Source organism: Anaerolineae bacterium (assembly GCA_035529315.1).
In the GTDB taxonomy this organism is placed as follows: domain Bacteria; phylum Desulfobacterota; class Desulfobacteria; order Desulfobacterales; family ETH-SRB1; genus Desulfaltia.
On the sequence record DATKWZ010000057.1, the window covers coordinates 38,537 to 58,127 of the forward strand.

At 44.6% G+C, this 19,591-nt stretch carries 14 protein-coding genes; all 14 read right to left on the minus strand.

Translation table 11 applies throughout. The features are described from left to right. Position 1 precedes the first annotated feature (1 nt). The 14 genes from ruvA to VMW78_10465 all read right to left on the minus strand — a co-directional run bounded on the left by ruvA (position 2) and on the right by VMW78_10465 (position 19,243). On the minus strand, positions 2 to 622 hold the full coding sequence (ruvA, locus tag VMW78_10400; GenBank protein ID HUV51412.1) for a Holliday junction branch migration protein RuvA: 621 nt from the start codon (positions 620 to 622) through the stop codon (positions 2 to 4). Positions 623 to 641: 19 nt separating this feature from the next. Further along, positions 642 to 1,169: a crossover junction endodeoxyribonuclease RuvC gene (locus tag VMW78_10405; GenBank protein ID HUV51413.1), complete on the minus strand. Its 528-nt coding sequence runs from the start codon at positions 1,167 to 1,169 to the stop codon at positions 642 to 644. Then, entirely contained in the window at positions 1,151 to 2,005 is an 855-nt protein-coding gene (gene ybgF, locus VMW78_10410; protein HUV51414.1) for a tol-pal system protein YbgF, read from the minus strand. The genes VMW78_10405 and ybgF overlap by 19 nt, the downstream gene beginning before the upstream one ends. Before the next feature lie 111 nt (positions 2,006 to 2,116). Continuing rightward, the gene (pal, locus tag VMW78_10415) at positions 2,117 to 2,671 is read right to left on the minus strand and encodes a peptidoglycan-associated lipoprotein Pal (protein HUV51415.1); all 555 of its coding nucleotides are present in this window, start codon (positions 2,669 to 2,671) and stop codon (positions 2,117 to 2,119) included. 32 nt (positions 2,672 to 2,703) lie between these two features. Continuing rightward, positions 2,704 to 4,101: a Tol-Pal system beta propeller repeat protein TolB gene (gene tolB / locus VMW78_10420; protein ID HUV51416.1), complete on the minus strand. Its 1,398-nt coding sequence runs from the start codon at positions 4,099 to 4,101 to the stop codon at positions 2,704 to 2,706. A gap of 32 nt (positions 4,102 to 4,133) precedes the next feature. After that, the gene (locus VMW78_10425; GenBank protein HUV51417.1) at positions 4,134 to 5,006 is read right to left on the minus strand and encodes a cell envelope integrity protein TolA; all 873 of its coding nucleotides are present in this window, start codon (positions 5,004 to 5,006) and stop codon (positions 4,134 to 4,136) included. Positions 5,007 to 5,012: 6 nt separating this feature from the next. Beyond that, positions 5,013 to 5,438: a protein TolR gene (gene tolR / locus VMW78_10430; protein HUV51418.1), complete on the minus strand. Its 426-nt coding sequence runs from the start codon at positions 5,436 to 5,438 to the stop codon at positions 5,013 to 5,015. Next, positions 5,435 to 6,169: a protein TolQ gene (tolQ, locus tag VMW78_10435; GenBank protein HUV51419.1), complete on the minus strand. Its 735-nt coding sequence runs from the start codon at positions 6,167 to 6,169 to the stop codon at positions 5,435 to 5,437. Before tolQ ends, tolR begins: the two co-directional genes overlap by 4 nt. Positions 6,170 to 6,325: 156 nt before the next feature. Continuing rightward, a complete protein-coding gene (locus VMW78_10440; protein ID HUV51420.1) occupies positions 6,326 to 8,401 on the minus strand; it encodes an alpha amylase C-terminal domain-containing protein in 2,076 nt (691 codons plus the stop codon). Positions 8,402 to 8,478: 77 nt separating this feature from the next. Continuing rightward, a complete protein-coding gene (locus VMW78_10445) occupies positions 8,479 to 9,999 on the minus strand; it encodes a glycogen/starch synthase (protein ID HUV51421.1) in 1,521 nt (506 codons plus the stop codon). A gap of 24 nt (positions 10,000 to 10,023) precedes the next feature. After that, the gene (gene glgP / locus VMW78_10450) at positions 10,024 to 12,579 is read right to left on the minus strand and encodes an alpha-glucan family phosphorylase (protein HUV51422.1); all 2,556 of its coding nucleotides are present in this window, start codon (positions 12,577 to 12,579) and stop codon (positions 10,024 to 10,026) included. 81 nt (positions 12,580 to 12,660) lie between these two features. Then, positions 12,661 to 17,007 (minus strand): amylo-alpha-1,6-glucosidase, encoded by a 4,347-nt coding sequence (locus VMW78_10455; protein HUV51423.1) that lies wholly within the window; start codon positions 17,005 to 17,007, stop codon positions 12,661 to 12,663. Beyond that, positions 17,004 to 17,369, minus strand: coding sequence for a hypothetical protein (locus tag VMW78_10460; GenBank protein HUV51424.1), 366 nt, complete (start codon positions 17,367 to 17,369; stop codon positions 17,004 to 17,006). The genes VMW78_10455 and VMW78_10460 overlap by 4 nt, the downstream gene beginning before the upstream one ends. Positions 17,370 to 17,797: 428 nt before the next feature. Next, positions 17,798 to 19,243 carry a hypothetical protein gene (locus VMW78_10465; GenBank protein HUV51425.1) on the minus strand — a complete coding sequence of 482 codons (1,446 nt, stop codon included), beginning with the start codon at positions 19,241 to 19,243 and terminating at the stop codon, positions 17,798 to 17,800. Positions 19,244 to 19,591: the final 348 nt, after the last annotated feature.

The following is a 19,591-nucleotide window of genomic DNA, read 5'->3' on the forward strand; positions in this document are numbered from 1 at the left end:
ATTAGTTTTTTTCGCCGCGATATACCTCTTCAATAAGTTCTTCAGGGGTTGATATCTTTATATTGCGTTTCATGGCTTCAGAAATCATCTGTTTGGCATCACCAGCCCTGTAACCCAGCTGAGCAACAAGCACATCAAGCACCTGTCTTGAAAAGTCCCGCATAACAGGCATCTCTTCCCGCTCCTTTTCTGTTTCGCGGATTAATGCGAACTTATTAATCTTGCCTTCAAGTGTTGCAATTATTTTCTGTGCTGTTCTGTTCCCGATACCTTTTAATTGCTTAAGCCTGGCAACATCTTTTGATTCAATTGCCCTGGCTATTTCACGAACAGGAAGGCTCAGGGCTTTAACCGCTTTCATGGGACCTATATCTTCAACAGAGATAAAATATTGAAAAAATTCTCTTTCTACCTCAAGATTAAAACCGATCAATACAGGTTTTGGTTGCCGTTCGGTTTGTTGATAATAAATATACAGAGAAACCTCGTCACCGATCACCTTTGGCTTAAAACTGTCCATCACAAACGCAGGAAGCAAAACCTCATATCCTACCTGGCCGGCAAGAAGAAGTATGCGCTCATCCTCTTTTTTCAGCAGCTTTCCTTCAATATAACCTATCATTTATTTGTCTTATGGGGTTTCATCGTTTAAGTTTTTTTAAACAGTCCTGATATCGAAAAAGACCTATAAGCGCTAAACCAATTGCATCAGAAGCATGGTACGGCCTAATCGGTGTCGCCAAATTTAGAAAATGTCTGGCCGCCCTTTCAAGCTGCATTTTACTGGCATTACCGTTGCCTGTCAAAATCTGCTTAGCTTCACGCACCTGTATCTCGATAACAGGCAAATCAAGTTGGTTCCCGGCAAGAAGAATTACACCTGTCACCTTACCCAGAGTTATACCGGACTTCGGATATTTTTGAACAGAAAATATATCCTCTACAACCATGAGATCCGGGTTTTCATCTTTTAAAATAATAATAAGTTTTGAAAAGATTTTGTTGAGGCGACTTGGCAATGGAATATTTTTTGAAGTAGTTATGCTGCCATAGGAATAAGCTTCAACCTTAAGCTCCGTCCCCCTGACAATGCCGATGCCGGTTGATGACAGGCCTGGATCTATTCCGATGGCCTTAATCGCTGTGTTTTTTATTTCAACCCCTTTAATTTCTCTGTTGCTATCTTTGCTTCATTTGATTTCGGATGTTTTAGAATCAGTTCCTTTAAAACAAGACGGGCGTTTGCCTTTTCTCCGAGATTTAAAAAGGCAAGCCCTTGTTTCAAAAATGAAGCGGGTACCTTATTGCCCTTCGGATATTTTTCTATTACCTTCTGGTATTCCAATATAGCTTTTTCATACCATTTTTCACGATAGTATATTTCACCGATCCAAAATTGTGCATTATCAACATGCTGTGACTTTGGATATTGCTTTATTATTCTTTGAAACTCCTCACCAGCGGCCTCAAGATCACCATTATCAAATGCCTGTTTAGCTGATGCGTAAATTTCATCTTCCGATCCGCCAGAGCGCTTTGGCGGATCGGTTTTGCCCACAGCCTTGGTTTTTGAATCAGAGCCTGAAGACTCTAAATCAAGATATTGCTGTATATTTACAATGCAATCATAATTTAAAGCCGATCTTTCTTCAACTTTACCTAAAATATCTTTACTCTTTGCTCCCACATCTTCAAGCGCCGCTATTTTTCGTTTTAACAGGTATCCGGTCTCTTCAAGTTTTCCATTTAATATCCGCATTTCCTCTCTGAGCCCGTCTAACATGACATGGATATCTGCGGACATGGTTCTATGGTAATGCTCCTTTTCTTCCTGTTTTTTTATGCATTCCTGCGTCAGGGATTTAAGCTGAGTCTCATCCTTCTCCAGCTCAATATTGCGCTGTTCAAGAACAGCCATGCGATCATAGAGCGCTATAACATCCTGCTGCATGGCGCACCCGCACAAAATGGCAAGACAGGCAATAAATAAAACAATAATTTTCATGGCAGACATATTAAACCTTGGTGCTTCTCCCGATTAGTGGATGCAAAGGATTCGAGGATTCAAGGGGTCCGCGCTGGAACGTTCGGCCCCTTGAATCCCTGACCCCTTAGTTTATCCTATTTCAAAATGGGCGCGCCTGTTTTTTGCCCAGGCACCTTCATTGTGGCCGGAATCTACAGGACGTTCTTCACCATAGCTTACAGTTGTCAATCGAGAATCGGCAATGCCGAGATTGATCAGGTATGTCCTTGCGCTTTCGGCCCGCCTGTCTCCAAGGGCAATGTTGTACTCATTGGTGCCGCGTTCATCACAATGTCCCTCAACAATCACGGATACGTCGGGATTATTCCGCAGCCATTCTGCTTTTTTCTGTAAAATCTGCTGGGCCACAGGAAGAAGATTATACTTGTCAAAGTCAAAATAAATATTTTCATTAATAAACATATTCCTGGCGGCCATCTTCTCACGCGCCGCCTGCTCCTCAATAACCCGCTGCCGTGCCGTCTCTTTCTGATCTGCTTCGGCGGCCATTCTTGCCGCCTGATCCTCAGCTGACAAAACCTCAGCAGGCTCAGGCTTAACAGTCTTTTTAGCGCATGAAGCAATACACAGTAATCCGGGAATTACCAGCAATAAAACCAAACTTATCCATAATTTTTTTCGCATTTTCCCCTCCTTTATTATAAATCTGTCATATTTTAATTGCTTACCGTGCTTGGCGACCATCTTGGATTTGTTTGCTCACCAGGCAGGGAAAGCAAACATCTCTGATCTGTCCCATAGGCGCTCATAACATAAATGCTACAAGAACCTTCTCTGTTAGAGCTAAAAACAATGAGGCTTCCATCCGGAGACCATGAAGGAGACTCATTGTTTCCCTCATTAAAGGTCAATTGAAGCGGATCATTGCCGTCAAAACCGATTACATAGATATTAAACGCTCCGTTTTCCGCGCCGCAATAGGCTATCTTGTCTCCATTTGGAGACCAGCTTGGAGATGTATTGTATTGACCATGGAAAGTCAATCTTTCAACCTTTCCGGAATCAATATCCTTAATATAAATCTGTGGCGTTCCAGACCTGTCTGATACAAAGGCCATCTTTTTACCGTCCGGAGACCATGAAGGAGATACGTCGATTCCCAATTTGCTGGTTAATTTCTTAATAATTTTACCGGTTCCGGTCAACATATAAATTTCCGGGTCACCTGAAAATGAAAGTGTCGCAGCCAATGCAAATTTACCCGGAACCCATGCCGGTGTAATATTAATCCCTTTTTTTGCGACCACAAAGCCGCGTTTTTCCTTTAAATGCTCTATGTAAAGATCAGGCCCGCCCTTTTTGTAAGCAGTGTAAGCAATCCATTTTCCGTCACACGACCATGCCGGAGAAAGGGTGATATTTTTATTATGAGTTTTTTGGATCGGATTGTAACCGTCAAATTCACATATATATATCTCCTTATTCCCTGATCCTGTTGAAACAAAAGCTATTTTACTGTCAAAAACACCCCTTTTGCCTGTTAAGCAATAAATAACATCGCTGCAAAAACGACGTATCATTTTCCGTTTATCATTTATAAGCCCCTTGTATCTTTTACCAATAAGCAATTTTGATTTAAAAGTATCATACAATCTGAGCTCCATGATAATTATATCATTCTTAACCTCAAGATATCCTGTTATCAAAAATTCAGCGCCGATACCTGTCCAGTTCTGAAAATTAATGTTTAAAGGAATTATATCCGATTTTTCAGGATCAACAAGGAATGCATTCCTGTCAAGCATTTTGAAATAACCTGTAAACCCCAAAGTTTCAGAGAGCAGATTAGAAGCCTCGGCAGACAAGTCTTTCTCAGTCGGACTTTCAGTCATGGTCTTAAATAATGGAATCGCAAGAGGTATTTTTTTCAAAAAAGGATTATTTATATCAATATAATCATACTCAGCACGGCAAAAAGTTGGATTAGTTAAAAAGCATACCATTGCAAGCAGAAAAATTATATAAGCAGGACATGACCTCAACCTGTTAACAAACCCGGATAATATACAGGTCTTACAACATTTTGAATGGGATGTTAAATTAAGTATATGCATTGGGCAGTCATCATACCTTTATAAATAAGCTGTTAACGTAAGCCGGATGGAGTAAAAACCAGACCAAGATTATAATCCGGGCGCAAATATGCTTTTGGAAGCATGGGAAGCGGATCCGATTTGATAACAGCCTTATAGGCAGACTCATCAAAATATGTATTGCCTGACTTTTTTTCAAACCAGACATCTTTAATGTCGCCGTTTTGCATAATCCTAATCACCACCACAGCCGCCAAATCAGTATGCTGGCCGGCCAGCTGTTTTGAAAAAGCCCAGTTTTTTTCAATATAATATGAAATTTGGGCTCTGTATATATCCATTATTTCGAGCTCTCTTTTGCCGACAGCGCCGTAGCCACCCTGTCCCCCGGTAGAAGGTGACGCAACTCCGGTTCCTGCTTGAGATTCTTGACGGCCTGTTGCCACTTTGTTTTTTAAACGGTCAATTGCTTCGGCAACAGGATTAGGTCTTGACGTTTCAATCTTTTTTTCGATCCGCGCGATAGCGCCCTTTACAACACTGGAAGATTTAAAAGTATTTTTCTTGAGCGATTTTTTTAGTTTAGGGGCTACAGAAACAGCTTTCGAGGTGTCTTGATCCACTTTTACGGTAGATGAAATCTTGGAAGCCTGCGCCTTTTCGGACTTTGCGATTTTCTCTTCCAGCTCAAAACCGGTTGGCCTGCCGACGCCCGGCGCTTTCTTTTGGCCGGGTAATGTAACCATGCTGACATTTATAACAGAAGGTGAAAAACGTTTATATGGCTTTGGGCCGGGCACAAAAATCAAAGCAGCAAAAAAGATCATATGTAATATTGCGGAAACAGCAAAAGTAAGAATCAGGGCGCGGGGCTCCTCTTCCATCATATAAAGCAAATAAGCATGATGGTTTAAATTTTCTTTCATTTGCCATTAGCTTTTTTTCGTTTTGTTCTCATCAATAATCGGCTCTGTCACCATGCCCACCTTATCAATCCCTGCCCCTTTTATCTCCGACATAACACGAACTACTACCCCATAAGGGGTTTCTTCGTCAGCCCGAAGGTATATCTCACGGTCGATACGGCCCTCAAAAATTTTTATAAGTTTTTCTTTAAGAAAATCAAGCGTTACATGGTAATCATTAATATATACCCGATTATTGCTGTCAATAGTAATAACAATGTGATCTTCTTTAGAAGAAAGGGGTTCCGAAGTTGTTTTCGGCAAAGAAACATCTACTCCCTGCATCATCATCGGCGCGGTTACCATAAAAATGATCAACAGCACGAGCATGACATCAACAAACGGCGTCACATTTATATCCGACATGAGTCTGTTGTGATCGCCGGATGTCATTTGCCAATCTCCTTTTTACTTAATATGTCCCGCTCAATAATATTAAGAAAATCTGCGGAAAAACTTTGCAATTCGGTTTCAATAATTCTTATTTTCTGCACAAAGTAATTAAAAGCAATAACAGCAGGTATTGCCACAGCCAAACCAGCTGCTGTTGCAATGAGCGCCTCGGAAATTCCAGGAGCTACAACAGCCAGACTGGCCGAACCTTTGAGCCCGATACCATGAAAAGAATTCATGATGCCCCACACTGTGCCGAACAAACCAATAAAGGGGGTTGTATTCCCTGTTGTTGCAAGGAAAGGAACAAGATGGGTCATTCGGGTTGTTTCTGTATTAATCGCCCGTCTCAAAGCTCTCTTGAGATTATCTATGCCCGCGAACTTGGTGTTCAATGATGAGCTTTCAGCCTCAGATGATTGTTGAGATTGAGATGTTACTGAAACACCTGACTGACTTAGTTTTTTAAGCTCAGAATATCCTACACGGAAGATTCTTGCAACAGGACTTCCTTGAAGATGTTTGGCTTTTGCAAAAGCATCGGAAAGATCCCTGCTTTTCCAGAAAAAATTTGTGAAATATGCCGATTCTTTAAATGCCCTTTTGATATATCGATATTTAATTATTATAATAGTCCATGATGTAATGGAAAAAAAAAGCAGGGCAAGCAACACAAACTGCACCATAAGGCAGGCATTGGATATCATGTGGATCAAATCAGTCTGAATCATAAAAACAGCTCCGGTTGATTAAATGAACTACTCCGCCAAAAGAAGCGGGGGATCTTCAAAAGCATTAAACGCCCCAAGGGGCTGGGAATGAAATCCCAGGATAATTTACAATTAGTCTATGAAATGGTCGATAAAATGTCAACGGCTTTGTCACCTCTATTGAGCAGGGCATGTATTGCCGGGAAAGGGAGGGCTTGCAACCTTCTCCAGAACAATGGCTGTGCGTGTAGGAAGATAGAGACTGATCAGATGCTGGTTTTTGCCGTCTGAAACATCAATGGATGTCTCATGGTGTTGATCTTGAAGCAACCGTCCGTGGCCGCCGTATCCTTTGGCATCGCTGTCAAAGACCATGCGGTATTTTCCCGGCAGTGTCTTGAATCGATAGTCGACATAAGATTTGGATGGATGGAAATTGAACACGAACAATAGCCCTGCTCGTTTAAAAGCTATTACCTTGTCATCGAAATGTTCAAACAAAAGAGCCGGTACTTGAATCTCTAACAGCCGGTAATGTTGTGCCAAAGAGATCATATCGCGATCAAAACCCGCAAGAAGAGTATACTTCAGCTCAAGATCATCAACAAGATGCCATTGGCGACGCGCATAGCGATATGACCATGAGTTCTCTTTGCGGGGGAAATCGATCCATTCAGGATGACCGAATTCATTGCCCATAAAATTAAGATAACCGCTCCCGGCAGTAGCAAGGGTTATCAGGCGGATGAGCTTGTGCAGAGCCATGCCCCTGTCCACTCTGATATTTTTATCATGAATACCCATATGGTCGTACATGCCTGAGCCGATAAGCCTGAATATAAGGGTCTGGTCCCCCACGAGAGCCTGGTCGTGGGATTCCGCATAGCTGATGGTTTTTTCATCCTCTCTCCGGTTGGTCAGCTCATGCCAAAGATTCCCCATATCCCAGTTTTCATCTGCCGTATCCTTGGTCAGCCGTATCCAGTAATCAGGGACCCCCATTGCAAACCTGTAGTCAAAACCGACTCCACCCACTGAAAGCGGGGCAGCCAGCCCAGGCATGCCGCTTATATCTTCCGCAATTGTAATCGCATCAGGACGCACATCATGAATGAGTCGGTTGGCAAGGACGAGATAAACCAAGGCTTCCTCGTCAACGCTGTCGTCAAAATAGTCGGCATACGAAGTAAATGCCTTGCCCAGGCCGTGGTGAAAATAAAGCATACTGGTTATTCCGTCAAAACGAAACCCGTCAATATGGTATTCGTCGAGCCAGAAGCGACAGTTTGAAAGAAGAAAATGAAGAACCTGAGGCTTTCCAAAGTCAAAACATCTGGAATCCCAGGCTTCGTGAAACCCACGGGGGCCTTCGTGGAAATATTGACAGTACGTACCGTCAAAGCGGCTGATGCCTTCCACTTCATTGGATACAGCATGGGAATGGACTATATCCATTATCACTGCAAGGCCTGCTGTATGGGCCGCGTCGATCAACCCCTTTAGTTCCTCCGGTGTTCCGAACCGGGAGGAAGCAGCAAAAAAGCTCGACACATGGTACCCGAACGACCCGTAGTAGGGATGTTCAGGGATCGCCATTAGTTGTAGTGTATTATAACCGCTATCAACGATCCGCGGGAGGATATGCCTGGCAAATTCCCGGTATGAACCGACCTTCTCCTCTTCCTGGGCCATGCCTACATGCGCTTCATAGATGAACAGAGCGCTGGATGGAGACTGAAAATCGTTGCATTTCCACTGATATGGTGAAGGAGGCAGCCAGACCTGAGCATTAAAAATCAATGTTTCAGGGTCCTGAACCACCCGCCTTGCATAGGCAGGTATCCGATCCCCATTTCCGCCGGGCCAGTGTATGCGAAGCCGGTAAAGATCGCCATGTTTAAGAGATTTTTGAGGCAGTCGTATTTCCCACACACCGTCGCCGGCAACAGAGTCAAGAGCAAACCTCTTTTTCTCCTGCCAGTCAGATATCTCTCCGACAAGATAAATTGCGGTTGCATTCGGAGCCCACTCCCGAAAAATCCATTGATTGTCTTTGAAATGAAGTCCAAAATATTCATGGCCTGACGCAAATTCACTCAGACTCATCCTGCCCATAGTGAGCCTGCTTTCCGTCTCTTGAACGTGTGCCAACCTCTTTCTAAGGGCCTCTTCATACGGCCTAAGCCATGGATCGCTCTTCAAAAGATTTTGCAAGAGATCCTCTATCCCAACAAAAACTGATCCTTTATTCATTATCACGTTGCCTGAAATCCTCCACTTGAGCAGTCAAGTTGTTAACGACTCAACTACTCGACCAATTTTCCACTCGACTAAACCAGGGGCCGCTGCAGCATCTTTTCATACAGATCTATATACTGACGGGCAGTAACCGCATGGTTGAAGCTGGCAAGGCTCTGGTTCATAATCCGTTCTATCTGAAGCTTTTTTATTTTCCCGGGAAATTTATAAAAAAGCATGGCTTGTTCAATTGCCCAGAGCAGCCCCCTTGAATCAAATACATTAAAAAGAAAGCCATTGCCCCTGTTATTATCAACATCCATGTGTATAATCGTATCATGGATTCCCCCGGTATCATGAGCTACTGGAAGTGACCCGTAAATCGGGCCTGTCATCTGGGGAAGGCCGCATGGTTCAAAACGTGAAGGCATCAGCACAAAATCCGACGCTCCATAGGCAAGGCGCGCCAGATCCTCATCAAAGTCGCATATTACAACCCTGTTATACAGATGATGATATCTTACAATATCTTCAAAATGTCTCTTAAACTCACCATTGGCCACAAAAACAATTTCCAGGTTCTGGTCCCAGTAGCGGGAAACAATTTCATAAAGGATCTCGGCTAACAACTGACATCCCTTTTGAATCATATCGAGACGGGAAGGCCAGAAGAAAATCGGAGCGCTTGTATTCTGAATAAGCCCTAATCTCTTCTGGAGAAGTATCTTGTTCTCCAGTTTTCCTTTAACATGATCTTTTGCGCAGTACCGGCGAGCCAGAGCCTTGTCGGATGCAGGATCAAAAGAGGGGTCAGGAGCGTTGAGTATTCCGACAGCACATCCGGCATTCCATTTGTTGGTCAATTCCTGTTGCAGGGGTCTTTCCACAAAATCGTGCCTGTTTTCAACTATTTCCGTTAGAAAGGTCGGACTTACTGTATTGACAAAGTGGGCTGCAAATATTCCGCTTGCAAGGAAATCTATCGGGTCTGAGTCTCTGCTTTGCTCATAGGAGGATGGAAAGCGCTCAAAAAAAAGATGTCGCCAGAATGATGCCGCATCAATACCTTCATATTCGATGTGGGACATGAGGCTTTTCACAGTATGGATGTTATGAACCGTGAAAAGACAGGGTATGCCCAACTCTCTTGCCATTGCCGGAATCAGGCCTGTCATCCAGTCGTTACAATGGATAAGATCAGGCTGTACATGCGGGATAATGTTGTTGATAACCTCGCGCTGAAAAGCAAGGGCTATCTTAATATTTTCTCCACCATAATTGGAGTAAACATGGTTCATATAAAAAAAGGCTCTGTCTTCGGCGAGGTGGAACCTTTCATCAGGCATTCTGCTCCTGATGGTGTTCAGCTCCCTTATGATGAGTGAAGGGGGAGGCGCAGGGCCGCCTCTGCTGAATATAGTGCGATAATCCGGAAGAGCCACGTGAACATCGGCCCCCTGGTCGAACAGAGCACTGACCAGGGCCGCTGAAACATCGGCAAGCCCTCCTGCCTTGGCGGAAAGATGATTGGCGATATTGCCCATTCCATCCGGCAGATACGTGACTTCAGGGGTCACAATAAGAATACGAGGGCTCTTTAAAGGAGTTGTCATGCTTAAATCCCCAAATTCCTTGTCTTACGGCGCCCAGGTAATGAACCCGGGAGTAAACCTGGTTCTGTCATCGCCTCTCGCTGTTACCCGCGCCGTGAAACCATACCTGCCTGAAGCGTCGCAAGTTATGGCGCAAGTGTAAAGGTACTTTCCATTTCCCTGATCTTCCTTTATAGTCATTTCCTTTATATGGCTTTCCGGCATCTTGTCTGTAGATTTCAGCTCTCCGTAAAAGATCTGAACCTCCACATCTTCCGGGCTAAGTTTTCCGAGATGTACGATAGAATTTACGGAAAATGTCTCTCCTGCTCGAAAAGGACCATCCAAATCCTTTACAGGAGACTCAATTTGGATGCTGTTCCAGTTAGCGGAAAGTCGTTTATGTTGGACAGCAAGGTTTCGGGCCTCTTCGGCATTGTTTTCAATCAGGGATTTTAGCCGTTTTTTTGCCGGAATATAAAAACGTTCATTATATTCACCTGTCATCCGAGTACTGCAAAAACCACGCATGGCCATCTTCATCGACTCTTTCATCATCTTAACCCACCTGACAGGATAGGACCCATACTTTCTTTCATAAAAACAGGGGATTACTTCGTTTTCGAATATATTATAAAGGGCCTGGCTTTCTACAGAATCCTGATACCTGGAATCAGTATATTCTTCACCATTGCCGATACGCCATCCGGTATTCTCGGAATACGCCTCATCCCACCACCCGTCGAGGATACTCACGTTAAGAACGCCGTTTATGGCAGCTTTCATGCCGGACGTGCCGCATGCCTCCAAAGGACGTCTCGGGGTATTGAGCCAGACATCCACCCCCTGTACAAGATATCGTGCAATATGCATATCATAGTCTTCAACAAAAACGACCCTGTGACGCACGCTTGTTTTTTGACAAAACTCAAAAACTCTTTTTATCAGTTCCTTTCCTTCATTATCCTTAGGGTGAGCCTTTCCCGCAAAGATAAACTGCACAGGATGTGTCGTGGAATTAATGATCGCCTCGAATCGCTCGGGATCGTTCATCAACAGGTTGGCACGCTTGTAAGTGGCAAATCGACGAGCAAAACCGATAGTCAATATGTCATGATCTAAAACCGATTGTATGGCCTCCATAATCGATTTAGGAATATTTCGCCGCCCGTGCTGCTTTGTTATCAGCTCGCGACAAGTGCCGATAAGACTGGAACGGTTCATTTCATGGGCTTGCCACAGCTCTTCATCATATATTCCATCGATCCGTTTGATATTATCCATCATGCGTGAACTCATGAACCAGTCAGGCCCGAGGTAGCGTTCAAAAAGTGTGGTATACTTACCTGAAACAAACGACTGAAGATGCACTCCGTTTGTAATGTGGGAAATGGGGGTCTCATCTTCTGATCTCTTAGGCCAGACATGCGACCACATCCTTCGTGCAACTTTTCCGTGCAGCCGGCTGACGCCGTTGCAGTACTGGGCCATACGGAGCCCCAGAACAAACATGGAAAAGGGTTCGTTCGAATGAGTCTCTATCGATGGTTGCCCCCAGGATAAAATTTCATCCTCTGTAGCCCCCAGGCGCTCCCGCAGCGGGTCAAGATACGGTTTTACGAGATCAACAGGAAACCTGTCGTAACCAGCGTTCACAGGTGTGTGCGTGGTAAAGATATTGGTCCTCGGAATGATCTCAAGAGCTGTTTTTAGATCTATATTATACTTAGACATGATTTGAATGAGCCGTTCCAGACTGCAAAAGGCAGAATGGCCTTCGTTCATATGGCATACTGCCGGATTGATTCCCATAGCTTTAAGAGCGCGCATGCCACCGATTCCAAGCAGCACTTCCTGGGCCAGCCGCATTTCCGGATCGCCGGTATACAACCTGGAGGTGATATCCCGGATTTTTGGGGGATTTTGCGGCAGATTAGTGTCAAGCAGATAAAGAGGAATGCAGCCGACCCTGACCATCCAGACACATGCATGGATTTCCCCGTCCGGTCCTGTCACAGAAATATGTATCTCGTTTCCCAGGATATCTTTGGCCTTTTCTACAGGAAGACTATAAAGATCGGTTTCCGGATACTCCTCCTGCTGACTTCCATTCAGATCAAGAAATTGGTGAAAGTAACCATGTCGATAGAAAAGGCATATGCCTACCAGAGGAAGGCCCATGTTGGATGAGGCTTTCAGATGGTCACCGGCAAGGATGCCAAGCCCGCCGGCAAACAAGGGAAGGCTCTCATGAATTCCGAACTCCATGGAAAAATAGGCAATTACCCCTTCTTCCCCTGATAAATATTCAGACCAATCCACACTGGCGCAGACCCGTTTTGCAAAATCCTCTTTCACCCGCTTCTGGTGTGCAAGAAAACTCTCATCCTTTGCCAGTTCCTCAAGACGAGTCTGAGAAATGCGCGCTAACAAAATAATTGGATTCTGTTTAGACTCTTCCCAGAGCTTTGAATCAATCCGGCGAAAGAGCCCTATAGCATCCTGTTTCCATGACCACCACAAATTTCTGGAGAGCTCTTCGAGAAAAGAAAGCTTCTCAGGGATGTTTGGAAATACCTGAAAGGTTTGCAAGTGCTCCATTTTATATATCCTCTATATAATATTCAATATTTTTTAAAATAATAACTTTCTTTTATTCATTTAATCCCGCCGGGGCGGGAGTCACTTGTAACCGGTTTTACTCACTTCACACTTTGTTATCATACTGATTTGCTCCCATACCCTCAGGAGTTCGCTTGCCCCCCAAGCCTGTGCGTCACAGCCCCTTTGCTTGTGAGGAAAATCGCCGTCCAGAATTTCAGGCACGTGGCCTGCGCACCCCTGATCCATAAGCCTGGTACTGCTGCTAAGCCATGCCAGGGCGGTTTCTTTTGCATTCTTTCCGTATGTCTTGACCCATGCCTCGCAAAACGTGGGGAAGAGCCATGTCCAGGCAGTGCCGTTGTGGTACGCAGGCTTCCGTTTCGTGTCCTCATCTCCCAAATATTTTCCCTGATAGGGATGGTGCGGGTCATTAATCGCTTTTCCGTTATGCATAATCGTTATTGGACGACTAACCGGTCTATCTGCAAGACTCCGAATGGCGCCGGGCACCAGAAGCTCTTCGCAGGCCGCCAGGATATTGCGGCAGACTGTTGTGTCGGAAACAGCTCCCAGTGTAATTGCTAAAAGCTGATTTGGCCGCAGAGCATCATCCTGATCAGCCAGCCCGGCTGGTTTGCCTGAACCAGCATGGAGACAGTCCGACAAATATCCATCTTTCTTGATCAAAAAGAGGTTAAGGATCGACGATCGAACCAGGCCGGCCATATTTTTCCATTTGTTTCCAGCCTCTTTATGATCGATATTTGCTAAAAAGGAAAGAGCAAAAAACCAGAGCGCCTGAATTTCGACAGGATACCCTTCGCGTGGACTGCACGCAGGGTGTTTGGTGTCCATCCAGGTAAAATGAACCGGGCTGAAAATCAGGCCTGATTCAGGATCCATCCGGATATTATTTGGAGTGCCTGCAATCATGGAGCGTCCAATAGAAAGAAGAACCTGGCGCACTGTCCGGCTGCCGCATTTTTCTTCCAGAAAGTCTTTGTTTGCTTCGGCTTCGACCAGATCAGAGCATGCTACGAAAAACCAGAGTGGCGCATCAGATGTGTCACGATTTGCAGGGTCCCTGCCCAGTATCATATTCGGAAGAGTTCCGTCTATTTCAAACTGCCCGAACTGTTTTAAGATAGCCCGCGCGTCTTTCGTCCTTCCTGCTGCAATCAAACCACGGGCAAAAATCAGTGCATCCCGCCCCCAATCAAGAAACCAGGGATATCCGGCAATCACGGTATTTAAGGCTCCTCTTTTCACCACGTAGTGATCAAGCGCCTGTTTAAGTGCTTCACCCGGTTTATATGAAAATTTGTCCTTAAAAGCAAAAGATTTTATCTGCCGGCCAAAAGAACTATTCAGAGAACCATGCTGTAAGGGCACTTGCTCCAGCGAGCCCATGACGCTGGCTGTCAATTTTACAGCCTTACCTCCGGCCAGAAAGCAGGAAAAATAACCGGGGCTGAAGAGATCCGAATCAGGATCAAGGTTCCTTTCGGCATCCATATAGCGATGCACCATGTAATGCCATTCAGGCTCCAACACAAAAGAGCCCTTTGAAATCTTAATCTGAAGTTGACGTTCCGGTTTTGGCACAAAGCTAAAACCACGAGAATTAGCCGTCACAAATTGCGGCCATAAATGTTCATGTCCCAGATATGCCTTTGTGGTTTCGTGAAAATTGCGATCTTCAATGTCGGGCCGGAGAATGATTTGAACCTGCTGGCAGTCGGCCAGCATCCTGGCTTGGCCTTTGGCTTTGTTGCGAAAAAAGACTAATTGAACAGCATTCTGATCATCTGTCATCTCGATTCCTATGCTGAGCGATACATACTCTCCCTGTCCGGCAGGGATATGGTATAGCCAGAATCCACGGGAATTGTAGTCAAAGCAAAAACGATCAAAACAATCAAAGCAGATTTCCTGAGAATAGCCCTGAAACACGAGCCATGCCCGACATCGTGCAAACATGATCCATCTGTCTTCCGGAAATTCAGGATTCAGGTTTGCGGCAAGCAGGGCATCGTACCGGCTCCCTAATTTTCCCCACAAAACATTGGCCCGCAGCATACCTCCACGGCCGTTTGTTCCAAGCAGCGAGAGGGGGTGATGCAACAATTCCGATCGGTGAAAGATTCTTTTCACTTTTGCATCTTTTGCATTGGACAGAAAAAAAAGAGGCGCATCAACATGTTCACAGCCTTCCGGTGTGTAAACCGATAATTTCAGGGTATGAGAGCGATGAACCGCCGGAGGCTGGAGCGGGGGAAAAAGCGCAAAAAACGACCCGTCAATGCAGGGCAAACTTTCTTTATATGCCATGAACCGGTCTTTGTTCATAATTTTGGCGCGGAAATGATAGCTGGCGCGTATCAGAAGAAAATGATCCGGGGGCACCATTACTTCACGCTTCAAGTCACTGGGCCATTGCCAGGTTATCACACGGGGCTCCATGCTGAAAGGATTGAGCTTTCGGCAGTACTCAACAGGATCTTCAGCTAATTGCAGCGCGGCAGAATCAGGATCAAACTCCCCAAGATCACCGGCGGCGTTGTAGTATTGAAACACATCAAGGGCGTTTGCGCGCAGGCGCTGTTTTTTAATTCGATCCAAAAGCCCGAACTTCAAATCATCCCTGTTTTGAATGAGATCGATATCGCTTTGATCGGAAGTAAGGCAGAGAACCTGGCCGGGATCAAGGAGATAAGTCTGTTGCCTTCCGGACTCGATGACAACTACTTCCTTTTCCGCAAGAAGGTCCGTAAACACCGGTCCTCGCATTCCCACCTGTTCCTGATTCCATGACCCGCGGGTCTGGTTCTCATCATCAAGGTTCACCACAATTAGAAGCTTCTTTCCGGAAGGTATATGGTGCCGCAGCAGAACAATATGGTTTTCCTCGCCCTGCTGCATAAGTTTCAGTTCGGTCCGGTCATGAAAAGCAGGATGGAGCTTGAGCAGAGTGTTGAGCCTGCGTATATGATTAACCTGGTTATTTGCCGCCCCCCAGTTAAGAGAAGGGGCTTCGTGAACATTGATCTTTTCCGTTGCGTACCATTCCACCCCATTGGCGAAACCAAAGGCCCCATTGCTGGAACAAAGAGCGCACAGAGCGGTACGCATCCTGGCAAAGGTCTTTGAGCGGGCAGCCAGGCGATTGTTGTCATGAGTTTCCGCAAAATGGACCATGATTCCTTCATTTTGAGAGATTTCAATAGCTCCCGGAAGATAGCTTTCAATCTGGTTTCGGTCATAATTTTGAAAGAGTTCCGAGTAAGCCCAGTTAAAATCGGCCTTGTTTAAAAGCTCCCTGGTCACGGAAATTTTTCCGCCAAGCCCTTCGAGGAGAAAAACCGTATCAGGATACTGGTCCCGGACCCTGGCAATAATGTATTTCCAAACATGGACAGGAATCATGTATCCTGCATCACAGCGAAAACCATCCACATCCCGTCGACACCATGTGAGAAAGATATCTGCCACATACTGCCACAGGTCTTTGTTGGTGAAATCGAGATTTGTCAGATCCGCCCATATTACCCCCCATGCTCCGGGAACCTTAATATGTCCGTCCTGGTCCCGGACAAGCCATTCCGGGTGGGTATCGTGGAGTTCGGCTGCCCAGCCCGTATGGTTGATTGCGATATCGATAAAAACCCTGGCATTCCGTTCATGGATTGCGTCTACCAGCTCGATGAACTGCTCCAGGGGAGTTGCCCGTGAATCGAATTCAGCCATAGCCGGATCAACCGAGGTAAAATTTAATGCCGCATACGGGCTTCCAAAACGTCCCATGCGAGCGTAAGTGGTTGGCGTGGGATGGACCGGAAGCAATTGAAGAATTCTGCACCCCAGTTCCCCCACAATAAAATCGAGCTCTTTGATAAGTTCGCGAAATGTTCCGGATGGCGGGATTACTGCATAACCAGCCCTGTCAAGGGCCATGATCCGGTCCTTTTCAGCCGGATCAAGAAGGCGGCCGCCTTTATACGGGCTGAACTGCCGCACGAATGTATTGTAGATTATGTTTGAACAACAGGTGTCTGCCGGCTCAACGTTTATAGCCGTGTTAGGCCCATCCGGCCATATCGGGTCAACTTCACCTTTTTTCAAGAAAAAACATTTGGCTTCAAAATATCCTGTTTCACAAACAGGGAGGGTGACCTGAAAGCGCCGGTCATCAACACTGGACATGGGAATGTCGAACCAGTCCCGTCCCAGCGGAGGTTCATCATTAAGCACCTCCCTGAATATTTCCTGCCTGGCGATTCCGGCATGTCCGATGTTGGTACGAAGCCATGCGCTCCCCTCTTGTTTACGAGGCAGCAAAAGGGTAAATTTCTTTGTATCGCCTTGAAACAGAAGAACACGTGTTCCAGGCGCAGGATTCTGTATGATCCGGTCTGAATTATTCATGGGAACTTGATCTTGGCATCGGTTTTTTCTGGATGTTTTTGAAGGTGTTTGTACCGGTGTATAGCCGATTCTGCCAAGTGGTCAATTATGACCGGCAGGTCGGAATTATTCCAGGCAGAATTAAAATCTTCCAAAGAAAGAAGCCTCTTGCTTACTTTGTAATGATGGTCGCTATCCGGCATAAGAGCGATATCCTCATACTCAAAATCCATTTTTCCTTCAAAAATATTTCCAAACAGTTCGATGGCAGTATAGACGAAAAACTTTTTCACATCCTCGGTAGATTCTGCCTTGCTGATCATCTGCCTGAAGTTTGGAAGGATTTTGTGCTCATGCCTGGTAAAGGAAAGTTGTTTTATCATGGCAATCTTCCTTTCTTTTGTTTAAGATGTTTAAGGAGATAAAAAGAAAAGGGCGGTTCAATACAGCGCTGTAACAAGAAGCGAAAGAACCACCCTTTTAAAGCACATATTGGATATGTAGCCTCCCATGTGCTTTGCTCAACAACTAAAGAATCATACCGGGCTTTTTGTCAAAGACTTGTTTGTTTATTCGCAGTCGAAAGTTCCAAAGCCGTTGAAGCATCTTTAAAGTTTTTAATTCCCGCCGACAGTATCTGTATTTCACACCTCGGAAACAGCATCCTCATGTTTTTAATTAACACATTATAAGCTTCAGGGCAATCTGTTTTGATCATTATTTTCTTCATCTTAAACCTCTTTTTTTGGTAAAAACAAAGGCACAAAGGCACAAAAGAAAGATATGATTTATGAATTTTCACCCCATTTGATCAAGCCGAAAAAAGTACGGGATAGAAAAGCTTGTCGTCCAGAAAAAATTCAGCATATCCCTTAAAGCCTTTCTGTCTATCCTGCAAGCGCATATTCTTAATCGCAATAGGTGTTGTTGCGGGAGACTTCCATGCTTTTATGGGTTTCAATACTTTTCTCCTGAAAAATTCAGTATTTACAAGGAAATTAATGTCACCCTGGACAGGCTGGAAATAGAGATAGCCATTCTTAACGGATACAGGCATGTTTAAGCCATATTCCTTTAATATCGACCATGACTCATAAGGCTCCGGATAATGGTTAAAGTTCTTGTTAAGATATTTTATTTCATGATTTTTTATGCCTTTGAGCTGAAAAGCCTCGATCATCACATTTCTTCCAAGGAGACCATCAAAAGCCGCCATCCCGCCTTTTTGAGGATTTTCCGGATCGTTGCTGACGACTTCCATTATCATTCTGCAGCCGTCTCTGGCTTTTTTTAATGCAAAAGCCAGGCTTTCATAATCAATTGAGCCTGTTAGATATCCCATGTCATCTATATTATAGGAGATCTTGTCGTCCATTTCTTTTAAGGTTTCTCCGAATTCCCAGCTTGTAAGATATGTCCTGCGACCTTTCTTATCAACTCTGAAAATCTGGTCATCCATTGTTTGCTGTATAACCATCTGGCCATGATTGTGGAGACGTTCAGGCGCATTCTTATCATAAACAAACTCTCCATCAACCAGATTTATGCCGTGGTATTTTTTCTGGGCCATGAACAACACATTTTCCCTCTTAAAACCGAAGAAGCTATTGAGCATAAACTCCATGATAATCCTGTCGATAGTAGCTTCATTAAGCACAACAAGCATTTTTTGCTTTAAAAGAACTTTTTTTGGATCATATCCATAAGTTTTCGCAAGTTTATAAATATCAAATGAAAACTGCAGCATATGTCTTGTGCCAAGGGATAGCGGCAATAATTTTTCCGGACGGCAGCCGGCTTTTTTCAAAACCTCTTCCGGCAGAACAGCAAAATCTCTTTCTCTGGTCATGATTTTCGCAATTTTCTCATAAGACAGTTCTTCGGCAATATTGATCAAGTATTTAGTGCCAAGGCCAAGCCGTGTTGCCTCACCCGCAGCAGCATGTTCTGAAAACAATCTGCCTTCAAGAATGCATTTATACGCTCTAACATAATCCGAATTTGTCAGGCAATTTTCATCCAGTATACTGATATTCTTTGGTTTCTCCAAAAAATCCATGTTTTTATAGATATTGATGTCTGCTTCATGATTTTTGATGCCGGCAATGGTGTCATAAGAAGACAGCTTATCCTGTGCAAGTTCGAGGCAGCAATCTATATAGCTCTCATTGTCGTAAAATAGCGATAAATCATAGCTCTTATGGTCGTAAAATAGCGATAAATCCTTTTCTATTGTACTTAATGCTGTTTGTATCATTGCCTTCTACCTCCATAACCCGAAAAAATCTGTTGTTTTCCGGAACCAGTTGCGGCGCCTCTTTTCCTGTAAACAAGACTGGAATAGACTGCTTGTTTAAGGGTTCAAGGTTTTTATGGAATATTTCCCTTTCTCATCCTATTCCTCTTTCTCAAATAAAACCGGTTGTTGCGTTTTAAGGCAGTACCGGCGCCATGCGCAGTCCAACCGGTCACAAAACTCCTGTGCCCTGAGGAAACAATCAAAATTTCCTTCAGTGCGCTGAAGACTTCTGATCAACTCTGTTATGTTCAGAAAATTCTTTTTCATTGGTTCGCTTCGCTTACAATTGGTTGAGTAGAGAATCGG

Coding starts and splice junctions, on each gene's coding strand:
- ruvA (HUV51412.1), bottom strand. CDS start 622: ATGATAGGTTATATTGAAGGAAAGCTGCTGAAAAAAGAGGATGAGCGC.
- ybgF (HUV51414.1), bottom strand. CDS start 2,005: ATGAAAATTATTGTTTTATTTATTGCCTGTCTTGCCATTTTGTGCGGG.
- pal (HUV51415.1), bottom strand. CDS start 2,671: ATGCGAAAAAAATTATGGATAAGTTTGGTTTTATTGCTGGTAATTCCC.
- tolB (HUV51416.1), bottom strand. CDS start 4,101: ATGCATATACTTAATTTAACATCCCATTCAAAATGTTGTAAGACCTGT.
- VMW78_10425 (HUV51417.1), bottom strand. CDS start 5,006: ATGAAAGAAAATTTAAACCATCATGCTTATTTGCTTTATATGATGGAA.
- tolR (HUV51418.1), bottom strand. CDS start 5,438: ATGACATCCGGCGATCACAACAGACTCATGTCGGATATAAATGTGACG.
- tolQ (HUV51419.1), bottom strand. CDS start 6,169: ATGATTCAGACTGATTTGATCCACATGATATCCAATGCCTGCCTTATG.
- VMW78_10440 (HUV51420.1), bottom strand. CDS start 8,401: ATGAATAAAGGATCAGTTTTTGTTGGGATAGAGGATCTCTTGCAAAAT.
- VMW78_10445 (HUV51421.1), bottom strand. CDS start 9,999: ATGACAACTCCTTTAAAGAGCCCTCGTATTCTTATTGTGACCCCTGAA.
- glgP (HUV51422.1), bottom strand. CDS start 12,579: ATGGAGCACTTGCAAACCTTTCAGGTATTTCCAAACATCCCTGAGAAG.
- VMW78_10455 (HUV51423.1), bottom strand. CDS start 17,007: ATGAATAATTCAGACCGGATCATACAGAATCCTGCGCCTGGAACACGT.
- VMW78_10460 (HUV51424.1), bottom strand. CDS start 17,369: ATGATAAAACAACTTTCCTTTACCAGGCATGAGCACAAAATCCTTCCA.
- VMW78_10465 (HUV51425.1), bottom strand. CDS start 19,243: ATGATACAAACAGCATTAAGTACAATAGAAAAGGATTTATCGCTATTT.